This is a genomic window from Amycolatopsis sp. WAC 04197 (assembly GCF_003947475.1).
GTDB classification, from domain to species: domain Bacteria; phylum Actinomycetota; class Actinomycetes; order Mycobacteriales; family Pseudonocardiaceae; genus Amycolatopsis; species Amycolatopsis japonica.
Genome location: NZ_QHJK01000007.1, coordinates 145,780 through 165,233, shown reverse-complemented (window position 1 = coordinate 165,233; position 19,454 = coordinate 145,780). Strand labels below are relative to the sequence as shown.

General features: G+C 69.5%; 18 protein-coding genes. 6 read left to right on the top strand and 12 right to left on the bottom strand.

The window, feature by feature from the left end; genetic code table 11:
• Positions 1–59: 59 nt before the first annotated feature.
• Both DMC64_RS24890 and DMC64_RS24885 read left to right on the top strand, forming a co-directional pair.
• Positions 60–446 (top strand): MerR family transcriptional regulator, encoded by a 387-nt coding sequence (locus DMC64_RS24890; RefSeq protein ID WP_125735492.1) that lies wholly within the window; start codon positions 60–62, stop codon positions 444–446.
• An 82-nt stretch (positions 447–528) separates the two neighbouring features.
• Entirely contained in the window at positions 529–1,224 is a 696-nt protein-coding gene (locus DMC64_RS24885) for a hypothetical protein (protein WP_233629798.1), read from the top strand.
• Here the strand turns inward: DMC64_RS24885 and DMC64_RS24880 are convergent.
• Genes DMC64_RS24880 through DMC64_RS24870 form a run of 3 tightly spaced genes read right to left on the bottom strand, consistent with a single transcriptional unit; the run spans position 1,137 to position 3,508 of the window.
• Positions 1,137–1,883, bottom strand: a complete 747-nt coding sequence (locus tag DMC64_RS24880; protein ID WP_125735491.1) for an adenosylcobinamide-GDP ribazoletransferase — start codon at positions 1,881–1,883, stop codon at positions 1,137–1,139. The two genes, DMC64_RS24885 and DMC64_RS24880, sit on opposite strands and share 88 nt — an antisense overlap.
• Complete coding sequence (gene cobT / locus DMC64_RS24875; protein WP_125735490.1) at positions 1,880–2,893, bottom strand: nicotinate-nucleotide--dimethylbenzimidazole phosphoribosyltransferase; 1,014 nt, start codon at positions 2,891–2,893, stop codon at positions 1,880–1,882. Before cobT ends, DMC64_RS24880 begins: the two co-directional genes overlap by 4 nt.
• Positions 2,894–2,902: 9 nt before the next feature.
• A complete protein-coding gene (locus DMC64_RS24870) occupies positions 2,903–3,508 on the bottom strand; it encodes a bifunctional adenosylcobinamide kinase/adenosylcobinamide-phosphate guanylyltransferase (RefSeq protein WP_037346667.1) in 606 nt (201 codons plus the stop codon).
• Between the two features lie 36 nt (positions 3,509–3,544).
• Here DMC64_RS24870 and DMC64_RS24865 point away from each other — a divergent pair, with 36 nt between their 5' ends.
• Positions 3,545–4,477 (top strand): cobalamin biosynthesis protein, encoded by a 933-nt coding sequence (locus DMC64_RS24865; RefSeq protein WP_125735489.1) that lies wholly within the window; start codon positions 3,545–3,547, stop codon positions 4,475–4,477.
• Entirely contained in the window at positions 4,474–5,934 is a 1,461-nt protein-coding gene (locus DMC64_RS24860) for a cobyric acid synthase (protein WP_125735488.1), read from the top strand. The genes DMC64_RS24865 and DMC64_RS24860 overlap by 4 nt, the downstream gene beginning before the upstream one ends.
• Before the next feature lie 62 nt (positions 5,935–5,996).
• Here DMC64_RS24860 and DMC64_RS24855 read toward each other — a convergent pair whose 3' ends face one another.
• The gene (locus tag DMC64_RS24855) at positions 5,997–6,761 is read right to left on the bottom strand and encodes a CbtA family protein (RefSeq protein WP_125735487.1); all 765 of its coding nucleotides are present in this window, start codon (positions 6,759–6,761) and stop codon (positions 5,997–5,999) included.
• Between the two features lie 15 nt (positions 6,762–6,776).
• A complete protein-coding gene (locus DMC64_RS24850) occupies positions 6,777–6,983 on the bottom strand; it encodes a CbtB-domain containing protein (protein WP_034312940.1) in 207 nt (68 codons plus the stop codon).
• Between the two features lie 202 nt (positions 6,984–7,185).
• Here DMC64_RS24850 and DMC64_RS24845 point away from each other — a divergent pair, with 202 nt between their 5' ends.
• On the top strand, positions 7,186–8,079 hold the full coding sequence (locus DMC64_RS24845; RefSeq protein WP_125735791.1) for an ROK family protein: 894 nt from the start codon (positions 7,186–7,188) through the stop codon (positions 8,077–8,079).
• Here the strand turns inward: DMC64_RS24845 and DMC64_RS24840 are convergent.
• From DMC64_RS24840 to gltB, 4 genes are all read right to left on the bottom strand, one after another.
• Positions 8,069–8,854 carry a DeoR/GlpR family DNA-binding transcription regulator gene (locus tag DMC64_RS24840; RefSeq protein ID WP_125735486.1) on the bottom strand — a complete coding sequence of 262 codons (786 nt, stop codon included), beginning with the start codon at positions 8,852–8,854 and terminating at the stop codon, positions 8,069–8,071. The two genes, DMC64_RS24845 and DMC64_RS24840, sit on opposite strands and share 11 nt — an antisense overlap.
• A gap of 128 nt (positions 8,855–8,982) precedes the next feature.
• Positions 8,983–10,395, bottom strand: a complete 1,413-nt coding sequence (locus tag DMC64_RS24835) for a Dyp-type peroxidase (RefSeq protein ID WP_125735485.1) — start codon at positions 10,393–10,395, stop codon at positions 8,983–8,985.
• 317 nt (positions 10,396–10,712) lie between these two features.
• Positions 10,713–12,164, bottom strand: a complete 1,452-nt coding sequence (locus DMC64_RS24830) for a glutamate synthase subunit beta (protein ID WP_125735484.1) — start codon at positions 12,162–12,164, stop codon at positions 10,713–10,715.
• Positions 12,157–16,695, bottom strand: a complete 4,539-nt coding sequence (gltB, locus tag DMC64_RS24825; protein ID WP_125735483.1) for a glutamate synthase large subunit — start codon at positions 16,693–16,695, stop codon at positions 12,157–12,159. Before gltB ends, DMC64_RS24830 begins: the two co-directional genes overlap by 8 nt.
• 551 nt (positions 16,696–17,246) lie before the next feature.
• On the opposite strand from gltB, the gene DMC64_RS24820 reads away from it, so the two are divergent.
• Positions 17,247–17,882, top strand: coding sequence for a YigZ family protein (locus DMC64_RS24820; RefSeq protein WP_125735482.1), 636 nt, complete (start codon positions 17,247–17,249; stop codon positions 17,880–17,882).
• Here DMC64_RS24820 and DMC64_RS24815 read toward each other — a convergent pair.
• From DMC64_RS24815 to DMC64_RS24805, 3 genes are all read right to left on the bottom strand, one after another.
• A complete protein-coding gene (locus DMC64_RS24815) occupies positions 17,879–18,457 on the bottom strand; it encodes a GNAT family N-acetyltransferase (protein ID WP_125735481.1) in 579 nt (192 codons plus the stop codon). The two genes, DMC64_RS24820 and DMC64_RS24815, sit on opposite strands and share 4 nt — an antisense overlap.
• A 41-nt stretch (positions 18,458–18,498) precedes the next feature.
• A complete protein-coding gene (locus tag DMC64_RS24810; protein ID WP_037346685.1) occupies positions 18,499–18,768 on the bottom strand; it encodes a hypothetical protein in 270 nt (89 codons plus the stop codon).
• A gap of 132 nt (positions 18,769–18,900) precedes the next feature.
• Positions 18,901–19,380 (bottom strand): Lrp/AsnC family transcriptional regulator, encoded by a 480-nt coding sequence (locus tag DMC64_RS24805; protein ID WP_016332097.1) that lies wholly within the window; start codon positions 19,378–19,380, stop codon positions 18,901–18,903.
• Between the last annotated feature and the right edge of the window lie 74 nt (positions 19,381–19,454).

The following is a 19,454-nucleotide window of genomic DNA, read 5'->3' as shown; positions in this document are numbered from 1 at the left end:
AAGGCTAAAGTCTCTCATCGATGTGAGAGTCAACTCCTGATCGTGTAATGGTTGTTCTCATGCGGATCGGTGAGCTGGTGCGGCGGACGGGTGTGCGGGAACGGTTGCTCCGCTATTACGAGGAACAGGGCCTCCTGCATCCGGTGCGAAGGCCGAGTGGTTACCGCGAATATTCGGAAGCGGATGTCGCGCGGGTGCGCAACATCCGCACCCTGCTGTCCGCGGGGTTGGGCACCGCGACCATCGCCGGCGTGCTGCCGTGCATGGTCGATCTGGGGGACGGCCTGGCGCCCGCCTGCGTCGATCTGCTGCCCGAGCTGTACCGGGAGCGGGACCGGATCACCGCGGCGATCGACGAGATGACGGCGACGCGGAAGGTACTGGACGGCATCATCGCGGCGACCATCCCACACGCCGACGAAGTCGCCGAAGCCTTGGGCTCGTGAGTGGTAAGTGTCGTTAGAACGCGACTTACCACTCACGACCAACTCGGCCAAAGTGCACGGCGGCTTCTGGTTGGATAGGCGAGTGAACTTCGTGATCGGCGTCTTCGATCTCTTCGCCTACACCATCCCCGGCGCGCTGTACGTCGCGTTCTTCGGTTACCTCGGGGCGAAGCTCCACATCCTGACGGCGGCGAGCGTCGGCGGCGTGCCGACCGTGGTGCTGGTCGTCGTGATCGTGGTCCTGAGTTTCCTGTTGGGCTATTTGGCCTATCCCCTCGGGGAAACGCTGGAGCGGATCGTGCCGCGCAGGCGGGACCGGGACGCCGCCGTGGAGTTCGTGCGCCGGATGCCCGCGGCCAAGGACCGCGCGTTCCTGAAGGAGAGCCCGCATCTGCTGCTGTGCGCGCTGCAACTGCACGACAAGGAGGTCGCGGCCGACGTCACGCGGCTGCGCGCGTCCGGGCTGATGGTGCGCAACTGCGCGCCGCCGTTGCTGTTCGGCGCCGTCGCCGCGATCGTCGACATCTTCGCGGGCAAGCATCCGTTCATCGCCGCCGTGATCGCGGCGCTGCTGCTGTTCGCGTCGGTCACTTTGGTCTCCCAGGGCCGCAAACTCGGCTTGTGGGCCGGGATGAAGACCTTCGAGTTGTGCTTCTGGCTGCCGGAGATCGACGAGAAACTGACGGTTCCTCAGAACGACGAAGCCAGCAAAACCCCCGCGACGGAGACCTCGACACAAGCCCCGAGCACGTCCCCGGTGACCCCGCCCAGCCGCTGAACGCACCGCGCCAGCAGCGCGGACGCGGCCAGATATCCCAGCGCCACCGCGGCGAGCCCTTGCCACCACGGCAACGCCAGCGCCGCCGCGCCCGCCAGTACGGCGAAGACCGCGGCCGCCGCCCACACCGGCACCGAACCGGCGACGGTCGCGCCCAGCCCTTCCGGCCGGGCCGACGGGACACCACGCGCGCAGCACAGCGAGAGCACGCCGCGTCCGGCGACGACCGCGACGGCGGCCGCCGCGATCCCGTGCCCGGCCGAGATCGCCCCGGCCAGCGCGCCGACCTGGACGAGCAGCACCAGCACCAGGGTCGCGATCCCGGTCGGCCCGGAATCCCCGCGCCGCATGACCTCCAGCGCCCGAGCACGGTCGTAGGAAGCGCCGAGACCGTCGGCAGTGTCGGCGAGCCCGTCCAGATGGAGCCCGCGGCTGCCGAGCGCCACCGCGCCCAGCGCGAGCGCCGCCGACGCGAACGCGGGCAGACCGATCAGCCCACCCAGGAAGACGATCAGCGAAGCGACGGCCGCGAGCGGCACGACGGCCAGCGGGCCGAGCACCATCGCCCCGCCCGCCACCCGCCGGTCGATCACTCCCGGCGCCGGCACTCGGACGGTGGTCAGGGTGCCGACGGCCATTTTCAGCGCGTCGGCGATCAAGCCAGATCCGCCAGCAGACCCATGTCCGCGAGGATCGCCCGTGCCGCCCTCAGCACCGGTACCGCCTGCACGGCGCCGCTGCCCTCGCCGAGCCGCAGCCCGAGGTCGAGGATCGGCTCCAGGTCGAGCGCCTTCAACGCGTACGCCTGCGATGGTTCGGTCGAGCGGTGCCCGGCCAGCCACCACTGCTCGGCACCCGGCGCGATCTCGCGGGCGACGAGCGCCGCGGCCCCGGAGAACACGCCGTCGAGCAGCACCGGCACCCCGCGAACCGCCGCCTGCACGAGAAAGCCCGCCGTCGCGGCGAGACAGGCGCTGCCGAGCGCGGTCAGCAGTGCGAAGGGGTCTTTCGTCGCGCCGGCCCTGATCAACGCGGCCTCGACGACCGCGAGTTTCCGCGCGCGCCCGGCCTCGTCGATCCCGGTGCCCGTGCCGACGACGTCTTCCGGGAAGAGACCGAGCAGCGAGGCGACCACGGCCGCGCAGACCGTCGTGTTGCCGATCCCCATGTCACCGGGGATGAGCAGATCCGCGCCGCCGTCGATCTCCTCGTCCGCGATCGCCAGCCCGTGCTCGAACGCCGTCCGCGCCTCGCCCTCGGAGAGCGCGTCCTCGACGTCGATCGCGCCGGAACCCCGCCGGACCTTGTGCGCGGTGACCTCGGCGGGCACGTCCGCGCCGTCCCAGTCCACCGCGATGTCCAGCACCCGCACCTTCGCCCCGGCGAGCCCGGCCAGCACGCTGACCCCGCTCTTCCCGGCGAGGAACACCCGGACCATCGCCGCGGTGACCTCGCGCGGATACGCCGACATCCCGGAAACCCCGTGGTCCCCGGCGAAGACGACCACCCGGACGTCGTCGAGCGGCCGCGGCGGGACGACACCGTGCGCCGCGCTGAGCCACGCGGCCAGGTCTTCGAGCCGTCCGAGTGAACCGAGCGGTTTGACCAGTCCGTCCAGTCTGGCGCGCGCGGCGGTCGCGGCGGCGGCGTCCGGGGTGGCGATACGCATGGGGACTCCCTAGGGCAGGTCGAGCATCCGTCCGGCGACGACCAGCACGGTCCGGTCGGACACGGCGGACACCCGGTTGTTCAACGCGCCCAGCACATCACGGAACACGCGTCCGGACACCGTCGCGGGCACCACACCGCTGCCGACCTCGTTGCTGACCGCGATCACCGGCACGTCGGCCTGCGCCCACGCCGCCAGGAAATCCTCCAGCCGGTCGTCGAGCCGCCGCTCCCAGCCCTTGCGCTGGTCCCAGGCCCCGACCTCGTCGAGCACCCGGCTGATCCACGTGCCGAGACAGTCGATGAGCAGCGGATGCGTCGCCGTGCGCAGCACCGTGGCCAGATCGGTGGTCTCGACGGTCTTCCAGTGGCTCGGCCGCCGCGCGCGGTGCGCGGCCACCCGGGCGGCCCATTCGGGATCTTCGGCGCTCGGCGGCAGCCCGGGCGCGACGTAGGTGAGGTGCGGGTGGCGGGACGCGAGCCGCTCGGCGTGGTGTGATTTTCCAGAGCGGACGCCGCCCAGTATCAGCACCTTGCCGTCGTCGCGCGAATAGCGGCGAAGTGCCCGCGCGAGAGTCTCCAGAACCCTCGCGAGGCGATGCGTCAGCTTGGTCATACCCCGCATTCTCGTGCACGCGCTACCGTTCGCCACGTGCCACTCCGACAAGCCGCCACCGCAGCCGGACTCGTGACCGGTTACGTCGCCGACGCCGTGTTCGGAGATCCACGGAAGAGGCATCCGGTCGCGGGCTTCGGCCGCGCCGCGCAGGCCCTCGAACAGCGGGTTTACGCCGATTCGAAGGTACGGGGCGCCGCGTACACCGCGGTCTGCGCGGGCACCGTCACCGGATTGGGGGTCGCGGCCCAATTCTTGACGCGGAAGCGTCCTTTCGCGAGGTTCGCGCTCACCGCGGCGTCCACTTGGGTGGTTCTCGGCGGCAAGGCGCTCGCGGACGAGGGCACGCGCATGGCGCATCTGCTCGACGACGGCGACCTGCCCGGCGCCCGGCGGCGGCTTTCGCATCTGTGCGCCCGCGACGCCACCGGCCTCGACACCGAACAGCTGGCGCGCGCGACCACCGAGTCCATCGCCGAGAACACCTCCGACGCGGTCGTCGCGCCGCTGCTGTGGGGCGCGGTCGCCGGGATCCCCGGTCTGCTGGGTTACCGCGCGCTCAACACGCTCGACGCGATGGTCGGCTACCGATCGCCGAAATACGCCAACTTCGGCTGGGCGTCGGCGCGGACGGACGATCTGGCGAATCTGGTGCCGTCCCGGGTCGGCGCGGCGCTCACCGTGGCGTCGGCGCCGCTGGCGGGCGGCTTCGCCAGGCCCGCGTTCCGGATCTGGCGCCGCGACGGGAAGCACCATCCGAGTCCCAACGCGGGCCAGGTCGAGGCCGCCTTCGCCGGCGCGCTCGGGATCAAACTGGGCGGGACGAACAGCTACGGCGGCCGCACCGAACGCCGCGGTGTCCTCGGCGACGGCCGCGAACCGGAGCCGGTGGACGTGCGCCGCGCGGTCCGGCTGTCGAGGGCGGTCGGGCTGGCCGCGCTCGCCGTCGCGGTGGCGGTCGCGCGATGAGCGGCCTGCTCGTCGCGGGGACGACGTCGGACGCGGGCAAGAGCCTGGTCACCGCCGCGTTGTGCCGCTGGCTCGCGCGCCGGGGCGTGCGGGTCGCGCCGTTCAAGTCCCAGAACATGTCGAACAATTCGATGGTGTGCGCCGACGGCGCCGAGATCGGCCGCGCGCAATGGCTGCAGGCGCGGGCGGCCCGCGTCGAACCCGAAGCCGCGATGAACCCGGTACTGCTGAAACCCGGGAGCGATCGGCGCAGCCACGTCGTCGCGCTCGGGAAACCGTTCGGCACGCTGGAAGCGGGGGAGTACGCGACGGGCCGGGCCGGGCTCGCCGAGATCGCCTTCGACACGTTCTCTTCGCTGCGAAAGCGTTTCGACGTCGTGCTGTGCGAAGGTGCGGGAAGCCCGGCCGAGATCAACCTGCGCGAAGGCGACTACGTCAACATGGGGCTGGCTCGGCGCTTCGGCCTGCCTGTGGTCGTCGTCGGCGACATCGACCGCGGCGGGGTCATGGCCGCGATGTTCGGCACCCTCGCCCTCCTGTCCGCCGAGGACCAGGCGCTGGTTTCGGGCTGGCTGGTCAACAAGTTCCGCGGTGACGTGGGCCTGCTGCGGCCGGGGCTGGAGACGCTGGAAAAGCTCACCGGCCGCGAGGTCTTCGGCGTGCTGCCCTGGCTCGACCAGGTGTGGATCGACTCGGAGGACGCGCTGGCCGCCGCGGGCTGGGGCGCCTCCGGCGGGTCGCTTCGGGTCGCCGTCGTGCGTTTCCCGCGGGCCTCCAACGCGACCGACGTCGACGCGCTCGCCGCCGAGCCAGGGGTCTCGGTCGCGCTGACCGCCGACCCGGACACGGTCCGGTCCGCCGACGTGGTGATCCTGCCGGGTTCCCGCGCGACCGTGGACGATCTGGCGTGGCTGCGGGCGCGTGGCCTGGCCGACGCCGTGCGCGCGCGGGCCGAGGCGGGACGTCCGGTGCTGGGGATCTGCGGCGGCTATCAGATGCTGGCCGCCGAGATCGAGGACGACGTCGAATCCGGGGCGGGAACGGTCCCCGGTCTCGGTCTGCTGCCGACGCGGGTCTCGTTCAGCGCCGACAAGGTGCTGGCCAGGCCGACGGGTGCGTGGCGCGGTCAATCCGTGGAGGCGTACGAGATCCACCACGGCACCGTGACCGCCACCGGCCCCGCCGAGTCCTTTTTGGACGGATACCGGCGGGGCGCGGTGTGGGGCACGATGTGGCACGGCGCCTTCGAGAACGACGGCTTCCGGCGCGCCTGGCTGGGCGAGGTGGCGGACTGGTCACCGGCCGCCGGGGCACCGGGGTTCGGCGCACTGCGGGAGTCCATGCTGGATCGGCTCGCGGACGCCGTCGAAGAGCACGTCGACACCGAGGCTCTGCTGCGCCTGATCGAGAACGGTGCCGACGGCTCTCTGCCTTTCGTGCCGCCCGGCGTCCCCTGACGCATTTCGTCCTCTGAATGCGGTCCTTGCACACGCAACTACCGCATTCAGAGGATGAAACGCTAGCTTGCCCGCACGGTGTCCTTACGCCCCAATGCCTTCTCGGCCAAGGCGCCGAAGGCCAGCCCGAGCGCGGTCCAGAGCACCACCTGCGTGCCGACCGACGCCAGCCGGAAGGACCACAGCGTGGAACCGGGGAACCCGTCGGGGACCTCGTCGATCGACGGCAGCAGCGCCGCCGCCACCGAGATCAGCACGACGTACCCGCCCGCGGCGAGCAGACCGCCGCGCCAGGCGCCGAGTTTGTCGGCCAGCTTCCGCCCGAACGCCGCGGCGAGGATGCCGACCAGCAGCGAAAGCGCGACGAAACCGAAGTACAGCGAAGTCCGGCTCCCGATCGTGCCCGCCTGACCCACCGCGGGCGGATTGCCCGGGTACTTCAAGAACGGCACCAGGAACACGACCACGAAGGCGCCGCCGGCGAGCAGGGCCGCGGTCACCCGCGGTCGCAGCGTGCCGAGACGGCCGTAGGTGAAGGCGAACGCGAGCGAGAACAGCCCACCGACGGCGACGCCGTACAGGCCGACGCCGGTCAGCAGCCCGACGGTGCTCTGCACACCGCGGGTGACGAGCTCTTCCTCCGCCGCTTCGGCGTCGGCCGGGGCGTGTTCGTGGGCACCGGGCGCGCTGTGCGAATGCGCGGCGGTGCCTTCGAGACCGATGGCGGTGTCGACCGAAGGCTCACCGAAGAAGTACGCGAAAAGGGTCGCCAGGACACCGGCGACCAGGCCCGCGAGCATGCCGCGGACCAGCAAGGTCCTCATCATGGAGCGCTTGCCGCCCTAGTGACAGGGGAAGGCCAGCAGGTGCCGGCCGTCGTGGACGAACTCGTGGACGTACGAATTCGCGAACACCGACACCGCGCCCTGCTCGGCGCTGACGAAGTACAGCGTGATCAACGAAAGGAGGATGACGAGCACCGCCCAGGGCAGGATCTCGCGGACGGGGATCCGGACGGGGACGGGTACTGCGGCTACCGCTTCGGACATGGCGGTGGGACCTCCTCGGGCTAGCGCGGCCTCTTCAGGGGTGTCACGACGGCTCCGGGTCTGGCTTCCCCGATCGCTCGGGGTCACAGTGGCGCGACCGCGCGGATTCTCACCGCGTTCCGGGTGCCGTCGTCTGGCCGACCGAGCGTAGGTCGCGGTGAAGCCTCCGGTCAATGTGACAATCGTGGGTATGACACCTGCGGTGGCGGCACTCGATGTCGGCGGCACGTCCATCAAGGCGGCCCTGTACGACGCGGACCTGAAAGACCTCGCCAGCCTGCGCGAGCCGACGGCGCGCGGGGCGGACGGCGAAGCGCTCGCCGATCAGGTCGCGCGGATCGTGGAAACGCTGGGCAAGCAGGCTGGGACCGGTACGCCGGACGCCGTCGGCGTGGTCATCCCCGGCATCGTCGACGAGGTCGAGCGGGTGGCCCGGTTCTCGGCGAACCTCGACTTCCGGAACGTGCCGTTCGGCGAGATGCTCGACAGCAGGCTCGGCCTGCCGTTCGCGTTCGGGCACGACGTCCGCGCCGGCGGGCTCGCGGAGTTCCGCGTCGGCGCGGGCAAGGGCTGCACCGACGCCGCATTCATCCCGGTCGGCACCGGGATCGCGGCCGCGCTCCAGCTCGACGGGAGGCTGTACGCCGCGGGTGGGCAAGGCGGCGAAATCGGGCATATCGACGTCGGTCACCGGCTGCCGTGCGGTTGCGGCGCGACGGGATGCCTCGAAGCGATCTCCTCCGCGTCGGCCATCGCCCGCCGCTACAGCGAGCACACCGGGCGGCCCGCCGAAGGCGCCGAGCAGGTGGTCGACGCCGCCCGTCACGGTGACGAGGCCGCGATCTCCGTGGTCAACGACGCGCTCGAGGGGCTCGGCCACGGCATCAAGACCCTGGTGACCCTGCTCGCGCCCGAAGTCGTGGTCCTCGGCGGCGGTCTGTTCACCGCGGGCGACTACGTCCTCGAGCCGGTGCGGGCCTGGCTGGCGGCGAACCTGCAGTTCCAGCGGATGCCGGAACTGCGGATCGCGCGGCTCGGCGACGAGGCGGGCAGGCTCGGCGCGGCGCTGCTGGGCCTGGACCTGCTCAAGCCTTGACCACCCGCACGCCTTCCTCCTCGAAGGCGTGCACCCGCTCGGGATCGGCGCGGCCGTCGGTGACGAGCACGTCGACGTCGGCGGTCGCGCAGATCTTCGCGAAGGCGTGACCGCCGAGCTTTCCGCTGTCGGCGAGGACGACGACCCGCCGGGCGCGGGCCGCCATCAGCCGGTTCGTGCTCGCGTCGCCCTCGTGGTGCGCCTGCGCGCCGTGCACCGGGTCGAAGGCGTCGACGCCGAGGAACACCAGATCCAGCGAGATCTGGTCGAGGAACAGCTGGGACAGCGGCCCGGACAGGTCGAACGACTGCTGCCGCGCGACCCCGCCGGTCACCACGATCTTGATATTGGGCCGTACGGCGAGTTCGTGGGCGATGTTGAGCGCGTTCGTCACCACGGTGAGCGACGGCCCGCCGCTCGGCTCGCCCATGTCCGGCCGCGTCGCGAGCGCGCGGCCGACCTCGGTGCTGGTGGTGCCGCCGTTGAGACCGACCACCATGCCCGGATCGACCATCCTGGCCGCGGCGGCGGAAATCCGTTGCTGTTCCGGCGCGTTGCGCGCGGCCTTGTGCCGCAACGGAAGGTCGTAGGCGACGTTGCTCGCGACGGCGCCGCCGCGGGTGCGGACCACGAGATTGCGGCCCGCCAGGTGATCGAGGTCCCGGCGAATGGTCGCGGGGGAGACACCGAGTTCGCCCGCCGAAACCTCGACGTCGACTTTTTCCCGCTCTCCCACCATGTCCAATAAGGCCGTCAGCCGTTCATGCCGATTCATCACCAGCTCCCTCCCCGAAGCCCGATGTCGCTCACCGCACCGGACAAAGTACTACGCGTCGCGATACGGACCGAGAGAAGGGAGAAAGCGGGCGCCGGCCACCCCCAGCGTGACCGGCGCCCGCCGGATCAGTTCTTCCCGCCGAGCCCGCGCAGGAAGGCGAGTGACGGCATGAAGAAGTAGTCACCACCCTTCAGTGTCACCGCCTGCGGGATGGGATCCGCGGTCACCGTCCGCGTGCCCGCCCATTCCGCGGTGTAGACGGATTCCGGGCGCGGGCCCTGGCCGATGACCGGATCGAGGCCCGGCGGTTTGACCCCGACCGGGGGAATCGGGAACCCGGGGTTGTTCGACCAGGTCGCCTGCGTGAACTCGAACTGGTTGCCCAGCACCGAATTGAAGGCCATGAACAGCAGGCCGACCCCGCCGCTGGGCCGCGCGGACGGCGGCAGATCGGCGTTCGGATCGTCGGCCCGTTCGCCGTACGGCACGCCCCGTCGTGCCATCAGATGCAGACGTTCCTGTGGCGGTTGTTCCGCGCCGCCGCTGCCTCGCGGATTCGTCTTCCGGATATGCGCCTGGAACGGGCATTTGGCGCCGGTGATGTCGCTTCCGTAGTCGAAGTTGTTCGGTACCGGGCTTTCCGCGCCCTCTTCCCGTTGCGCGGTGACCGGCGTGCCGTCCTCGAACCGGCCGACGATCATCGCGCCCGCCCGTTCCCGGTCTTCGCCGACGAGCCCCAATTGATCCGCCAGCGCCTCTTCCGACTGCTTGAACCGCCGCACGTTCTGTTCCAATTTGCGGAAAACGAAGTAGCTGCCGAAATGCACTCCGGGATCGGGAGCCGCGTGATCCGGAACGAGCACCTGGCTCAGTGGGGCGCTCGGATCCCAGACGCTGATCCCGTCCGTTCCCGTCTTTTCCGCGTGGATGTCCTCGACCAGGAAGAGCGGCTGGCTCCGGCCGTCGACGTAGCCGAAATGCTCGATACCCTCACCGTTGGCGTTCACCCGGCCGAATCCGGTTTCCTCGGCGACGACGGAAACGGTCGACGGAATCAGTGCGAGAACCGCGTTCCGGCGGGCGGTCATCGGAGCGTCGGCGCCGTCGCCGATGACGACGACGGCGTGGATCTCGTCGTGGTATCCGCTGTCGAAGGTGGAGCGAGGCGGGTCGTTCAGCTTCTCCCGGGTCTCCTGCGTTCGCATGCCCAGGCGGAAGGATTCGTCTTGCGGCGCCTCGATTTTCAGGAATCGGTAGCCTGCCGAGGTCAGCCCGGTGCCGACGTAGGGCGTCCCCTTCACCCCTTCGGTTTTGAAGCGCTCGACCTCGGTCAGGTGGGTCTTCGCGGACTTCATCAGCGGGACGAGCGACGCGAGGAACTTCATCGCGCTCGCGGCCTCCGAAAAACGGAGGAAAAGTGCGGAAAAATGGTCTCGGGCGTGCGCTTTCAGGATGTTCGGCTGTAGTTCTTCGAGCATTTTCGCGGCATCGCCGGTGGCGGTCTTCCATTCCAAGGGCACGGTCAGATCGACGGACATATCAAGGAACCCCCTCCTTGGGATCCCGTCCGGCGGCCCCGGCAGGTCTTGCCGGTCCCCGCCGCCGCACGGGACTTACCCCCTTGATACAACCGATACCGAAACCTTGCTGTCATCACCCGCAAGTACACTCTTTCGGCGGTTCTTTCACTCGAAAGAACCAATGCCCCGATTACACCCCGCGTTTAGTCCTCTGCTTGCGGTGGTTGCCCGCGCAACTACCGCATTCAGAGGACTAAACGCGACGGGGGCAAGCGCGTGAAGGCCCCCGTCCCTCGGCTCAGCCGGGGGAAGGGGGCCTTCACGCGCAAAACGGCCTAGGTGAGCGGCCGGTCGGTCGGAGCGATCGGCGCGGGCAGCACGTCCCGGCCGGTGAGGAACGCGTCGACGCCGGCCGCGGCGGACCGGCCTTCGGCGATCGCCCACACGATGAGCGACTGGCCGCGGCCCATGTCGCCCGCCACGAACACGTTGTCGACGCTGGTCGTGAACGCCTTGTCGCGGGCGACATTGCCGCGCTGGTCCAGTTCGACGTCGAGCGACTCCAGCAGGCCTTCCCGCTCCGGGCCGACGAAGCCCATCGCCAGCAGCACCAGCTGCGCGGGCAGTTCGCGCTCGGTGCCTTCCACGGGGACGAACTTGCCGCCCTCGTTGCGCACCTCGACCAGCTTCAGCGCCCGCACCCGTCCGTCGGCGTCCGCGACGAACTCCTGGGTGTTGACCGAGTACAGCCGCTCGCCGCCCTCCTCGTGCGCGGACGAGACGCGGTAGATCATCGGGTACGTCGGCCACGGATGCGCGTCGGACCGCGAAAGCGGCGGCTTCGGCATGATCTCCAGCTGCGTCACCGATTTCGCGCCCTGGCGGTGCGAGGTCCCGACGCAGTCCGCGCCGGTGTCACCGCCGCCGATGACCACGACGTCGAGACCTTCGGCGCTGATCGGCGAGACGTCCAGTTCCCCGGCGGCGACGCGGTTCGCGTGCGGCAGGAACTCCATCGCCTGGTGGATACCGGCGTGCTCGCGGCCGGGGATCGGCAGATCCCGCCACGCGGTCGCGCCGCCGGCGAGGACCACGGCGTCGTAGGACGACTTCAGCTCCTCGACGGTGAGGTCGACGCCGACGTTCACCGAGGTCCGGAATTCCGTGCCCTCGGCACGCATCTGGTCGAGGCGCCGGTCGAGCCGGTGCTTCTCCATCTTGAACTCGGGGATGCCGTAGCGCAGCAGCCCGCCGATCTTGTCGGCCCGCTCGAAGACCACGACACTGTGGCCCGCGCGCGTGAGCTGCTGCGCCGCGGCGAGTCCCGACGGGCCGGATCCGACCACGGCCACCTTCTTGCCGGTGAGCGCCACCGGCTTCTGCGGCGTGACCCAGCCTTCTTCGAAGGCCCGGTCGATGATCGAGATCTCGACCCGCTTGATGGTGACGGGATCGTCGTTGATCCCGAGCACACACGCCGTCTCGCACGGCGCCGGGCAGAGGGTCCCGGTGAACTCCGGGAAATTGTTGGTCGCGTGCAGCCGCTCGGCCGCGTCGCGCCAATCGTCGCGCCAGGTCAGCGTGTTCCACTCGGGGATGAGGTTCCCCAGCGGGCAGCCCTGGTGACAGAACGGGATACCGCAGTCCATGCAGCGTCCGGCCTGCTTCTGCAGCTTCGACGTCGCGAAGTCCTCGTACACCTCGCGCCAGTCCATCAGGCGCAGGTCGACGGGACGGCTCTTGGGCGTCTCGCGAGTGGTGGTCAGAAAGCCCTTGGGGTCAGCCATGTGCGGCCTCCATGATCGCCTCGTTCACGTCACGCCCGTCGCGCTCGGCCTTCGCCTGCGCCGCGAGCACGCGCTTGTAGTCCTTCGGCATGACCTTGCCGAACCGGTCGACGGCGGCGTCCCAGTCGGCGAGCAGCGCACGCGCGACGGCGGACTCCGTTTCGTCGTAATGCTTTTCGAGTGCCTCGCGCAGGAAGTCCACATCGGACGAATCCAGCGGGTCGATGTCGACCATCTCCGGGTTGATCCGGTGCGCGGGCAGGTCCAGCACGTAGGCGACGCCGCCCGACATCCCGGCCGCGAAGTTGCGGCCCACACCGCCGAGCACGACGACCCGGCCACCGGTCATGTATTCGCAACCGTGGTCGCCGACGCCTTCGACGACGGCCAGCGCACCCGAGTTGCGCACGCAGAACCGCTCGCCGACCTTGCCGCGGATGAAGATCTCGCCGCTGGTCGCGCCGTAGCCGATCACGTTGCCCGCGATGATGTGCTCTTCGGCGTTGTACCTCGCCACCTTCGGCGGCCGCACGATGAGCCGTCCGCCGGACAGGCCCTTGCCGACGTAGTCGTTGCCGTCGCCGTAGAGCCGCAGCGTGATGCCCTTGGGCACGAACGCGCCGAACGACTGACCGGCGGTACCGGTGAAGGTCACGTCGATCGTGTTGTCCGGCAGGCCCTCGCCGCCCCATCGCTTGGTGAGCTCGTGGCCGAGCATGGTGCCGACGGTCCGGTTCACGTTGCGCACCGGCAGTTCCAGCCGCACCTTGTCCCCGGACGACAGCGCGCCCTCGGCCAGCTGGATCAGCGTGTTGTCGAGCGCCTTCTCCAGCCCGTGGTCCTGCACGGTCTGCTGGTGGCGCAGGCCGGCCGGGGCCATCTCGGGCACGTGGAAGATCGGCGTCAGGTCGAGACCCGCGGCCTTCCAGTGGTCGATCGCCTTGCGCTTGTCCAGCATCTCCGCGTGGCCGACGGCCTCGGCGATGGACCGGAAACCCAGCTCCGCCAGGTACTCCCGGACCTCCTGGGCGATGAACTCGAAGAAGTTCACCACGTACTCGGCCTTGCCGCTGAACTTCTCGCGCAGCTTCGGGTTCTGCGTCGCGACGCCGACCGGGCAGGTGTCGAGGTGACACACCCGCATCATGATGCAGCCGGACACCACCAGCGGCGCGGTCGCGAAACCGAACTCCTCGGCCCCGAGCAGCGCGGCGATGACGACGTCGCGGCCGGTCTTGAGCTGGCCGTCGGTCTGCACGACGATCCGGTCGCGCAACCGGTTGGCCAGCAACGTCTGCTGTGTCTCGGCGAGCCCGAGTTCCCACGGACCGCCCGCGTGCTTGATCGACGACAGTGGCGAAGCGCCCGTGCCGCCGTCGTGCCCGGAAATGAGCACGACGTCCGCGTGCGCCTTGGAAACCCCGGCCGCGACCGTGCCGACGCCGACCTCGGACACGAGCTTCACGTGGATGCGCGCGGCCGGGTTGGCGTTCTTGAGGTCGTGGATCAGCTGCGCCAGATCCTCGATCGAGTAGATGTCGTGGTGCGGCGGCGGAGAGATCAGCCCGACCCCCGGCGTGGAGTGCCGCGTCTTCGCGATCCACGGGTACACCTTCGCGCCGGGCAGCTGGCCGCCCTCGCCGGGCTTCGCGCCCTGCGCCATCTTGATCTGGATGTCGTCGGCGTTGACCAGGTACTCGCTCGTGACGCCGAACCGGCCGCTCGCGACCTGCTTGACCGCGCTGCGGCGCTCGGGGTCGTAGAGCCGTTCCGGATCCTCGCCGCCCTCACCGGTGTTCGACTTGCCGCCGAGCCGGTTCATCGCGATGGCCAGGGTTTCGTGCATCTCCGCCGAGATCGACCCGTAGGAGATCGCGCCGGTGGCGAACCGCTTGACGATCTCGGAGATCGGCTCGACCTCGTCGATCGGGACCGCGGGCCGCTCGCCGATCTTGAAGTCGAACAGCCCGCGCAGCGTGTACAGCTTCTGCGCCTGGTCGTCGACGGCCTTCGTGTACTCCTTGAAGACCTCGTACTTCCCGGCACGCGTGGAATGCTGCAGCTTGAACACCGTCTGCGGGTTGAACAGATGCGGCTCACCCTCGCGGCGCCACTGGTAGTCCGCGCCGGTCTCCAGCTCGCGGTGGTTCGCGCGGAACCCGTCGCGCGGGAACGCGCGGCGGTGCCGTTCGGCGACCTCCAGGGCGAGCGTGTCGAAGCCGACGCCGCCGAGCCGGGAAGTGGTGCCGGTGAAGCAGTTCTGGATGACCTCTTCGCCGAGCCCGACCGCTTCGAAGATCTGCGCGCCGGTGTAGGAGGCCACTGTGGACACACCCATCTTCGACATGGTCTTGCGGACGCCCTTGCCGAGCGCCTTGATCAGGTTCGCGGTCGCCTGCTTGGCGGTGGCACCGGCGATCAGGCCCTGCTCGGCCATCTCCTCGACGGTCGCCATCGCCAGGTACGGGTTCACCGCCGCGACGCCGTAGCCGATCAGCAGCGCGATGTGGTGCACCTCGCGCGCGTCGCCCGCCTCGACGATGAGGCCGACCTGCGTGCGGGTCTTCTCGCGCACCAGGTGGTGGTGCACCGCGCCGGTGAGCAGCAGCGACGGGATGGCCGCGTGGTCCTCGTCGATCCCGCGGTCGGACAGCACGATCAGCCGCGCGCCCTCGGCGATGGCCGCCGACACCTCGGCGCGGATCTCGTCGAGCCGCCGCACGAGCGCCTCGCCGCCGCCGTGGACGTCGTAGGTGCCCTGCACGGTGACCGCCTGGAACTCCGGCAGGTCGCCGTCGTCGTTGACGTGCACCAGCTTCGCGAACTCGTCGTTGTCCAGCACCGGGAACGGCAGCACGATCCGGCGGCACGACTTGGCGTCGGCCCGCAGGAGGTTCGGCTCCGCGCCGAGCTGGGTGCCCAGCGAGGTGACCAGTTCCTCGCGGATCGCGTCCAGCGGCGGATTGGTCACCTGGGCGAAGAGCTGGATGAAGTAGTCGAAGAGCAGCCGCGGGCGGCTGGACAGCGAGGCGATGGGGGAGTCGTTGCCCATCGAGCCGATCGGCTCCGCGCCGGTGCGGGCCATCGGTTCGAGCAGGACGTCGAGCTCCTCCTCGGTGTAGCCGAACGCCTGCTGACGGCGCACGAGCGCGGCGTGCGGCGGGATCTCGCGCTCCCGCGCGGGAAGCCCGTCGAGCGGGAGCAGGCCGTCCTCGACCCATTCGTCGTACGGGTGCTCGGTGGCGAGCTCGTTCTTGATCTCCTCGTCCTCGACGATCCGGCCGGCGGCCGTGTCCACGAGGAACATGCGGCCCGGCTCCAACCGTCCTTTGCGGACGATGGTGGACTGGTCCAGCTCCAGCACGCCGACCTCGCTGGCGAGGACGACGAGGCCGTCTTCGGTGACCCAGTACCGGGCGGGGCGCAGGCCGTTGCGGTCGAGGACCGCGCCGATCTGGGTGCCGTCGGTGAAGGAGACCAGCGCGGGGCCGTCCCACGGTTCCATCAGCGTCGAGTGGAACTCGTAGAACGCGCGGCGCGCGGGGTCCATCTCCTGATGGTTCTCCCAGGCCTCCGGGATCATCATCAGCACCGCGTGGGGCAGCGAACGGCCGCCGAGGTGGAGCAGCTCCAGCACCTCGTCGAAGGACGCCGAGTCGCTCGCGCCGCGGGTGATGATCGGGTGGATCCGCTTGAGGTCACCGGGGATCAGGTCGGATTCCAGCAGCGCCTCACGCGCGTCCATCCAGTTCCGGTTGCCGCGCAGCGTGTTGATCTCGCCGTTGTGGGCGACGTACCGGTACGGGTGCGCCAGCGGCCACGACGGGAAGGTGTTGGTGGAGAAGCGGGAGTGCACCAGGCCGATGGCGCTGGTGACGCGCTCGTCGGTGAGGTCGGCGAAGAACTTCTCGACCTGCGGCTCGGTGAGCATTCCTTTGTAGACGATCGTGCGCGAGGACAGGCTGGGGAAGTAGACGTCGTCCTCGACGAGCTCGTGCTCGGCGCGTTTGCGCACGACGAAGGCGGCGCGCTCCAGCGCCAGGCCCTCCAGCGCGTCGTTCCCGGCGAGGAACAACTGGCTGAAATGCGGCATGGTCTCGGCCGCGCCGGTGCCGACGTGGTCCGTGTCGACGGGAAGGTCACGCCAGCCGAGCACGCGCATGCCCTCTTCGGCGGCGACGCGCTCGATGGTCGTCATCGCCCGGCCGCGGGCCTTTTCGTCCTGCGGAAGGAAAGCGGTGCCGACGGCGTAGGCGCCGGCCGCGGGAAGGTCGAAGTCGACGACCTCGCGATAGAACTCGTCGGGGACCTGGATGAGGATCCCGGCGCCGTCGCCGGTCTCCGGGTCGGCGCCGCGGGCCCCGCGATGTTCCAGGTTCCGCAGCGCGATCAGCGCTTTGGCGACGATGCCGTGATCGCGTTTACCGGAGAGATCGGCGACGAACGCGACACCACAGGCGTCGTGTTCGAACTCCGGGTCGTACAGGCCTTCGGGGGCCTTGCTGCCCTTGTAGCTGGCATGGTGGGTCACGGCTGGCCGCCTCCCAAGGCGTCGGCGCGACCGGTAACACTCCGTTCGGGTGGTTCGGACGTGAACCAGTTAACGGAGTGGTCCGGGACCGCGATGGTCAGTCGAGAGGGAACGATCCCGCCCGCGGAAACGGGGGCAGGCCTCGTAGAGCCGCACTGCACTGGGCGGCCGATGCGCATATCGGTACTGCTGTGCACGTGGGTGCCGCCTGGCCGCTGTGGTGGGTGGCTGGCGGGTACACGTGTTACTCCCGGGTTCGCCGGTCTTATGACGATAGTGTGAAATCGCTGTTATCGACATACGTCGCTTGGTCGGGGTGGGAAATGCCACGCGGGCGTTGACTTCAAACATCATCTGCCCACGGGCTGGAATGACATGTCCACTGAGTGGAGCATCAGCGCGCTGACCTGCGATTATCGCTGCCCGACTCGTCCGAAAGTGTGACCTGGGTCGCGCGGAAGAGTGGGTTTCGCCGACGTCACGGTGACCTCGGGTGACCGGCGAATCGCCCGAACGGCAGAGCGAGCTGCCCGGTTTGAGAGGCTTGGCCGATGGCGGATCGTTATCTCACCGTGGCGGGTACCGGGGTCCACGAGATCGAAATCCGGCGGTCGCGCTTCCTCTGCGCGCTCGCGCCGGTCACCTCGGAGGAGGCCGCCCGTGAGGTGATCGCCGCCAGGAAGAAGGCCGATCCGGCGGCCCGGCACCACTGTCACGCGTTCGTGCTGGGCGCCGACGGCAGGACTCAACGTTCGAGTGATGACGGCGAGCCCGCGGGCACGGCGGGCACCCCGATGCTCGAGGTGCTCCGCCGCCGCGAGCTGACCGACACGGTCGCCGTGGTGACCCGGTACTTCGGCGGGGTGCTGCTCGGCGCCGGTGGCTTGATCCGGGCGTACGGGCAGGCCGTTTCGGAGGCCGTCGACGTCATCGGCGTGCGGGAGTACCGGCGGCTGCGGCTGGTGGAGGTCGTCGTCGACTACGACCGGGCCGGCCGCCTGGAGAACGACATCCGCTCGTCTCCGTACCTGCTGCACGCGACGCGCTTCGAGGACGTCGCGCACTTCGACGTCGGGCTCGCGCCGGACCAGGGGGACGCGTTCCACGCCTGGCTCGCCGACCTCACCGGCGGGGAGGCCCTGGCCGAGGAGATCGGCGAAACCTGGCTGCCCACCGGCCGCGTTTAGTCCTCTGAATGCGGTTCGGGCGTCGATCGCCACTCGTCCAGGGTGATGGCGTACTCGACCTCGCCCTCTTCCGTGCCGGGGATCGGGTGGTCGAAGTGCTGGTGGTAGGTCCGGACGTACCGCATCCCGATCTTCTCCATGACCCGCCGGGACCCCAGGTTCACCGCCATGGTCGCCGCCCAGATCCGCCGGGCGCCCAATTCGGTGAACCCCTTCTCCAGGAGCGCGAGCGAACCTTCGGTCGCGTATCCCTTGCCCCAGGCCGACCGGTTCAGCCGGTAACCCAGCTCGGGGTCATCCGTATGGTGCCCCTTCAGCGGGCGGAAATGGAACCACCCCAGGAAATCCCCGCTCGCTTTCTCGATCGCCGCCCAGAACCCGTAACCGGGGAAACGCTCGTAGTAACCGAGAAAGGCGGGAAGGTCCAGCTTTTCGATCTCCGCCCGGTCGGCGGGTTCGCCCCCATTGAGGTACCGCATGACTTCGGGATCGTCGTAGAGCGCGAACAGGTCGTCGACGTCGGCACCGGTGAACTGCCGCAGCACGAGCCGCTCGGTCTCCAGAAAGACACGCATCACGAGATCGTGGCGCTCCCCGCGCGCACCCGCAAACGTTTTTAAGCGGCGGCCAGCGGCGGGAACGCGCCTTCCAGCGCCACCGCCCCGGCCTCGGTGAGCAGGGCGGGAACCCGCTCGCCCCAGCGGCCGCCCCGCGCGGGCATCACCAGGCCGAGGTGGGCGAGGCGATGCGCGGTGTGCTGGTCGCAGCAGGCGAGACCGTCGACGAACAGGTCCGGCTCGCAGCTGCAGCTGATCTCGGCGTGGCCCTCGGCCACGGCTCTCAGGGTGGCCCGCTCACGATGGTTCAGGCCTGTCCGAACGTCCATGGCGCGCCTCCTTTCCGTTTCCGCTGTGAACAGTGAAACCCATACCCCCGACAGTTTCCGTCTCCTACGATGCGAAGTCTCGGATTTCGGGCGTACTTAGGGGTGGTGTGTCGGGTATTCCGGGGTGAAGACCTAGGGGGTGTCACCCGGTATTCGGCGCGGAAGGGGTTCCAGCTCGGTCTTGCGCAGATGCCGGAAAATGATCGAACTCCGGAAGCCGATGATCTCTTTGCGCTTCGCCAAACGATCCACCAGGAATGCGTGGAGCTGATCGACGTCCTGGGCGGCGACGTGGATCAGGAAATCGTCGCTGCCGGCGGTGACGAAAACGGAGAGGACCTCCGGCAATTCCGCGACCGAACGCTGGAAGGAATCGATCACCTCCCGGCTCAGCGGCCGCACCTGCGCCGAGACCATCGCCTGCACGCCGCGGTTGAGGCTGCGCAGGTCGATGTCCGCGTGATACCCGCGGATGACGCCGCGCTCCCGCAGCAGCCGCGTCCGTTCCAGGCAGGTCGACGGCGCGACGCCGACCTTGCGGGCGATGTCGCGGTTCGACTGCCGCGCATCCGCCTGGAGTTCCCGGATGATCGCCGAATCAAGTTCGTCCACGCCCACTCCTTCACCAGCCTTGCCGAATATCGTTCGGCAAGAGCTCCGTAGCCCTGTGCATCACCCTAACTTCG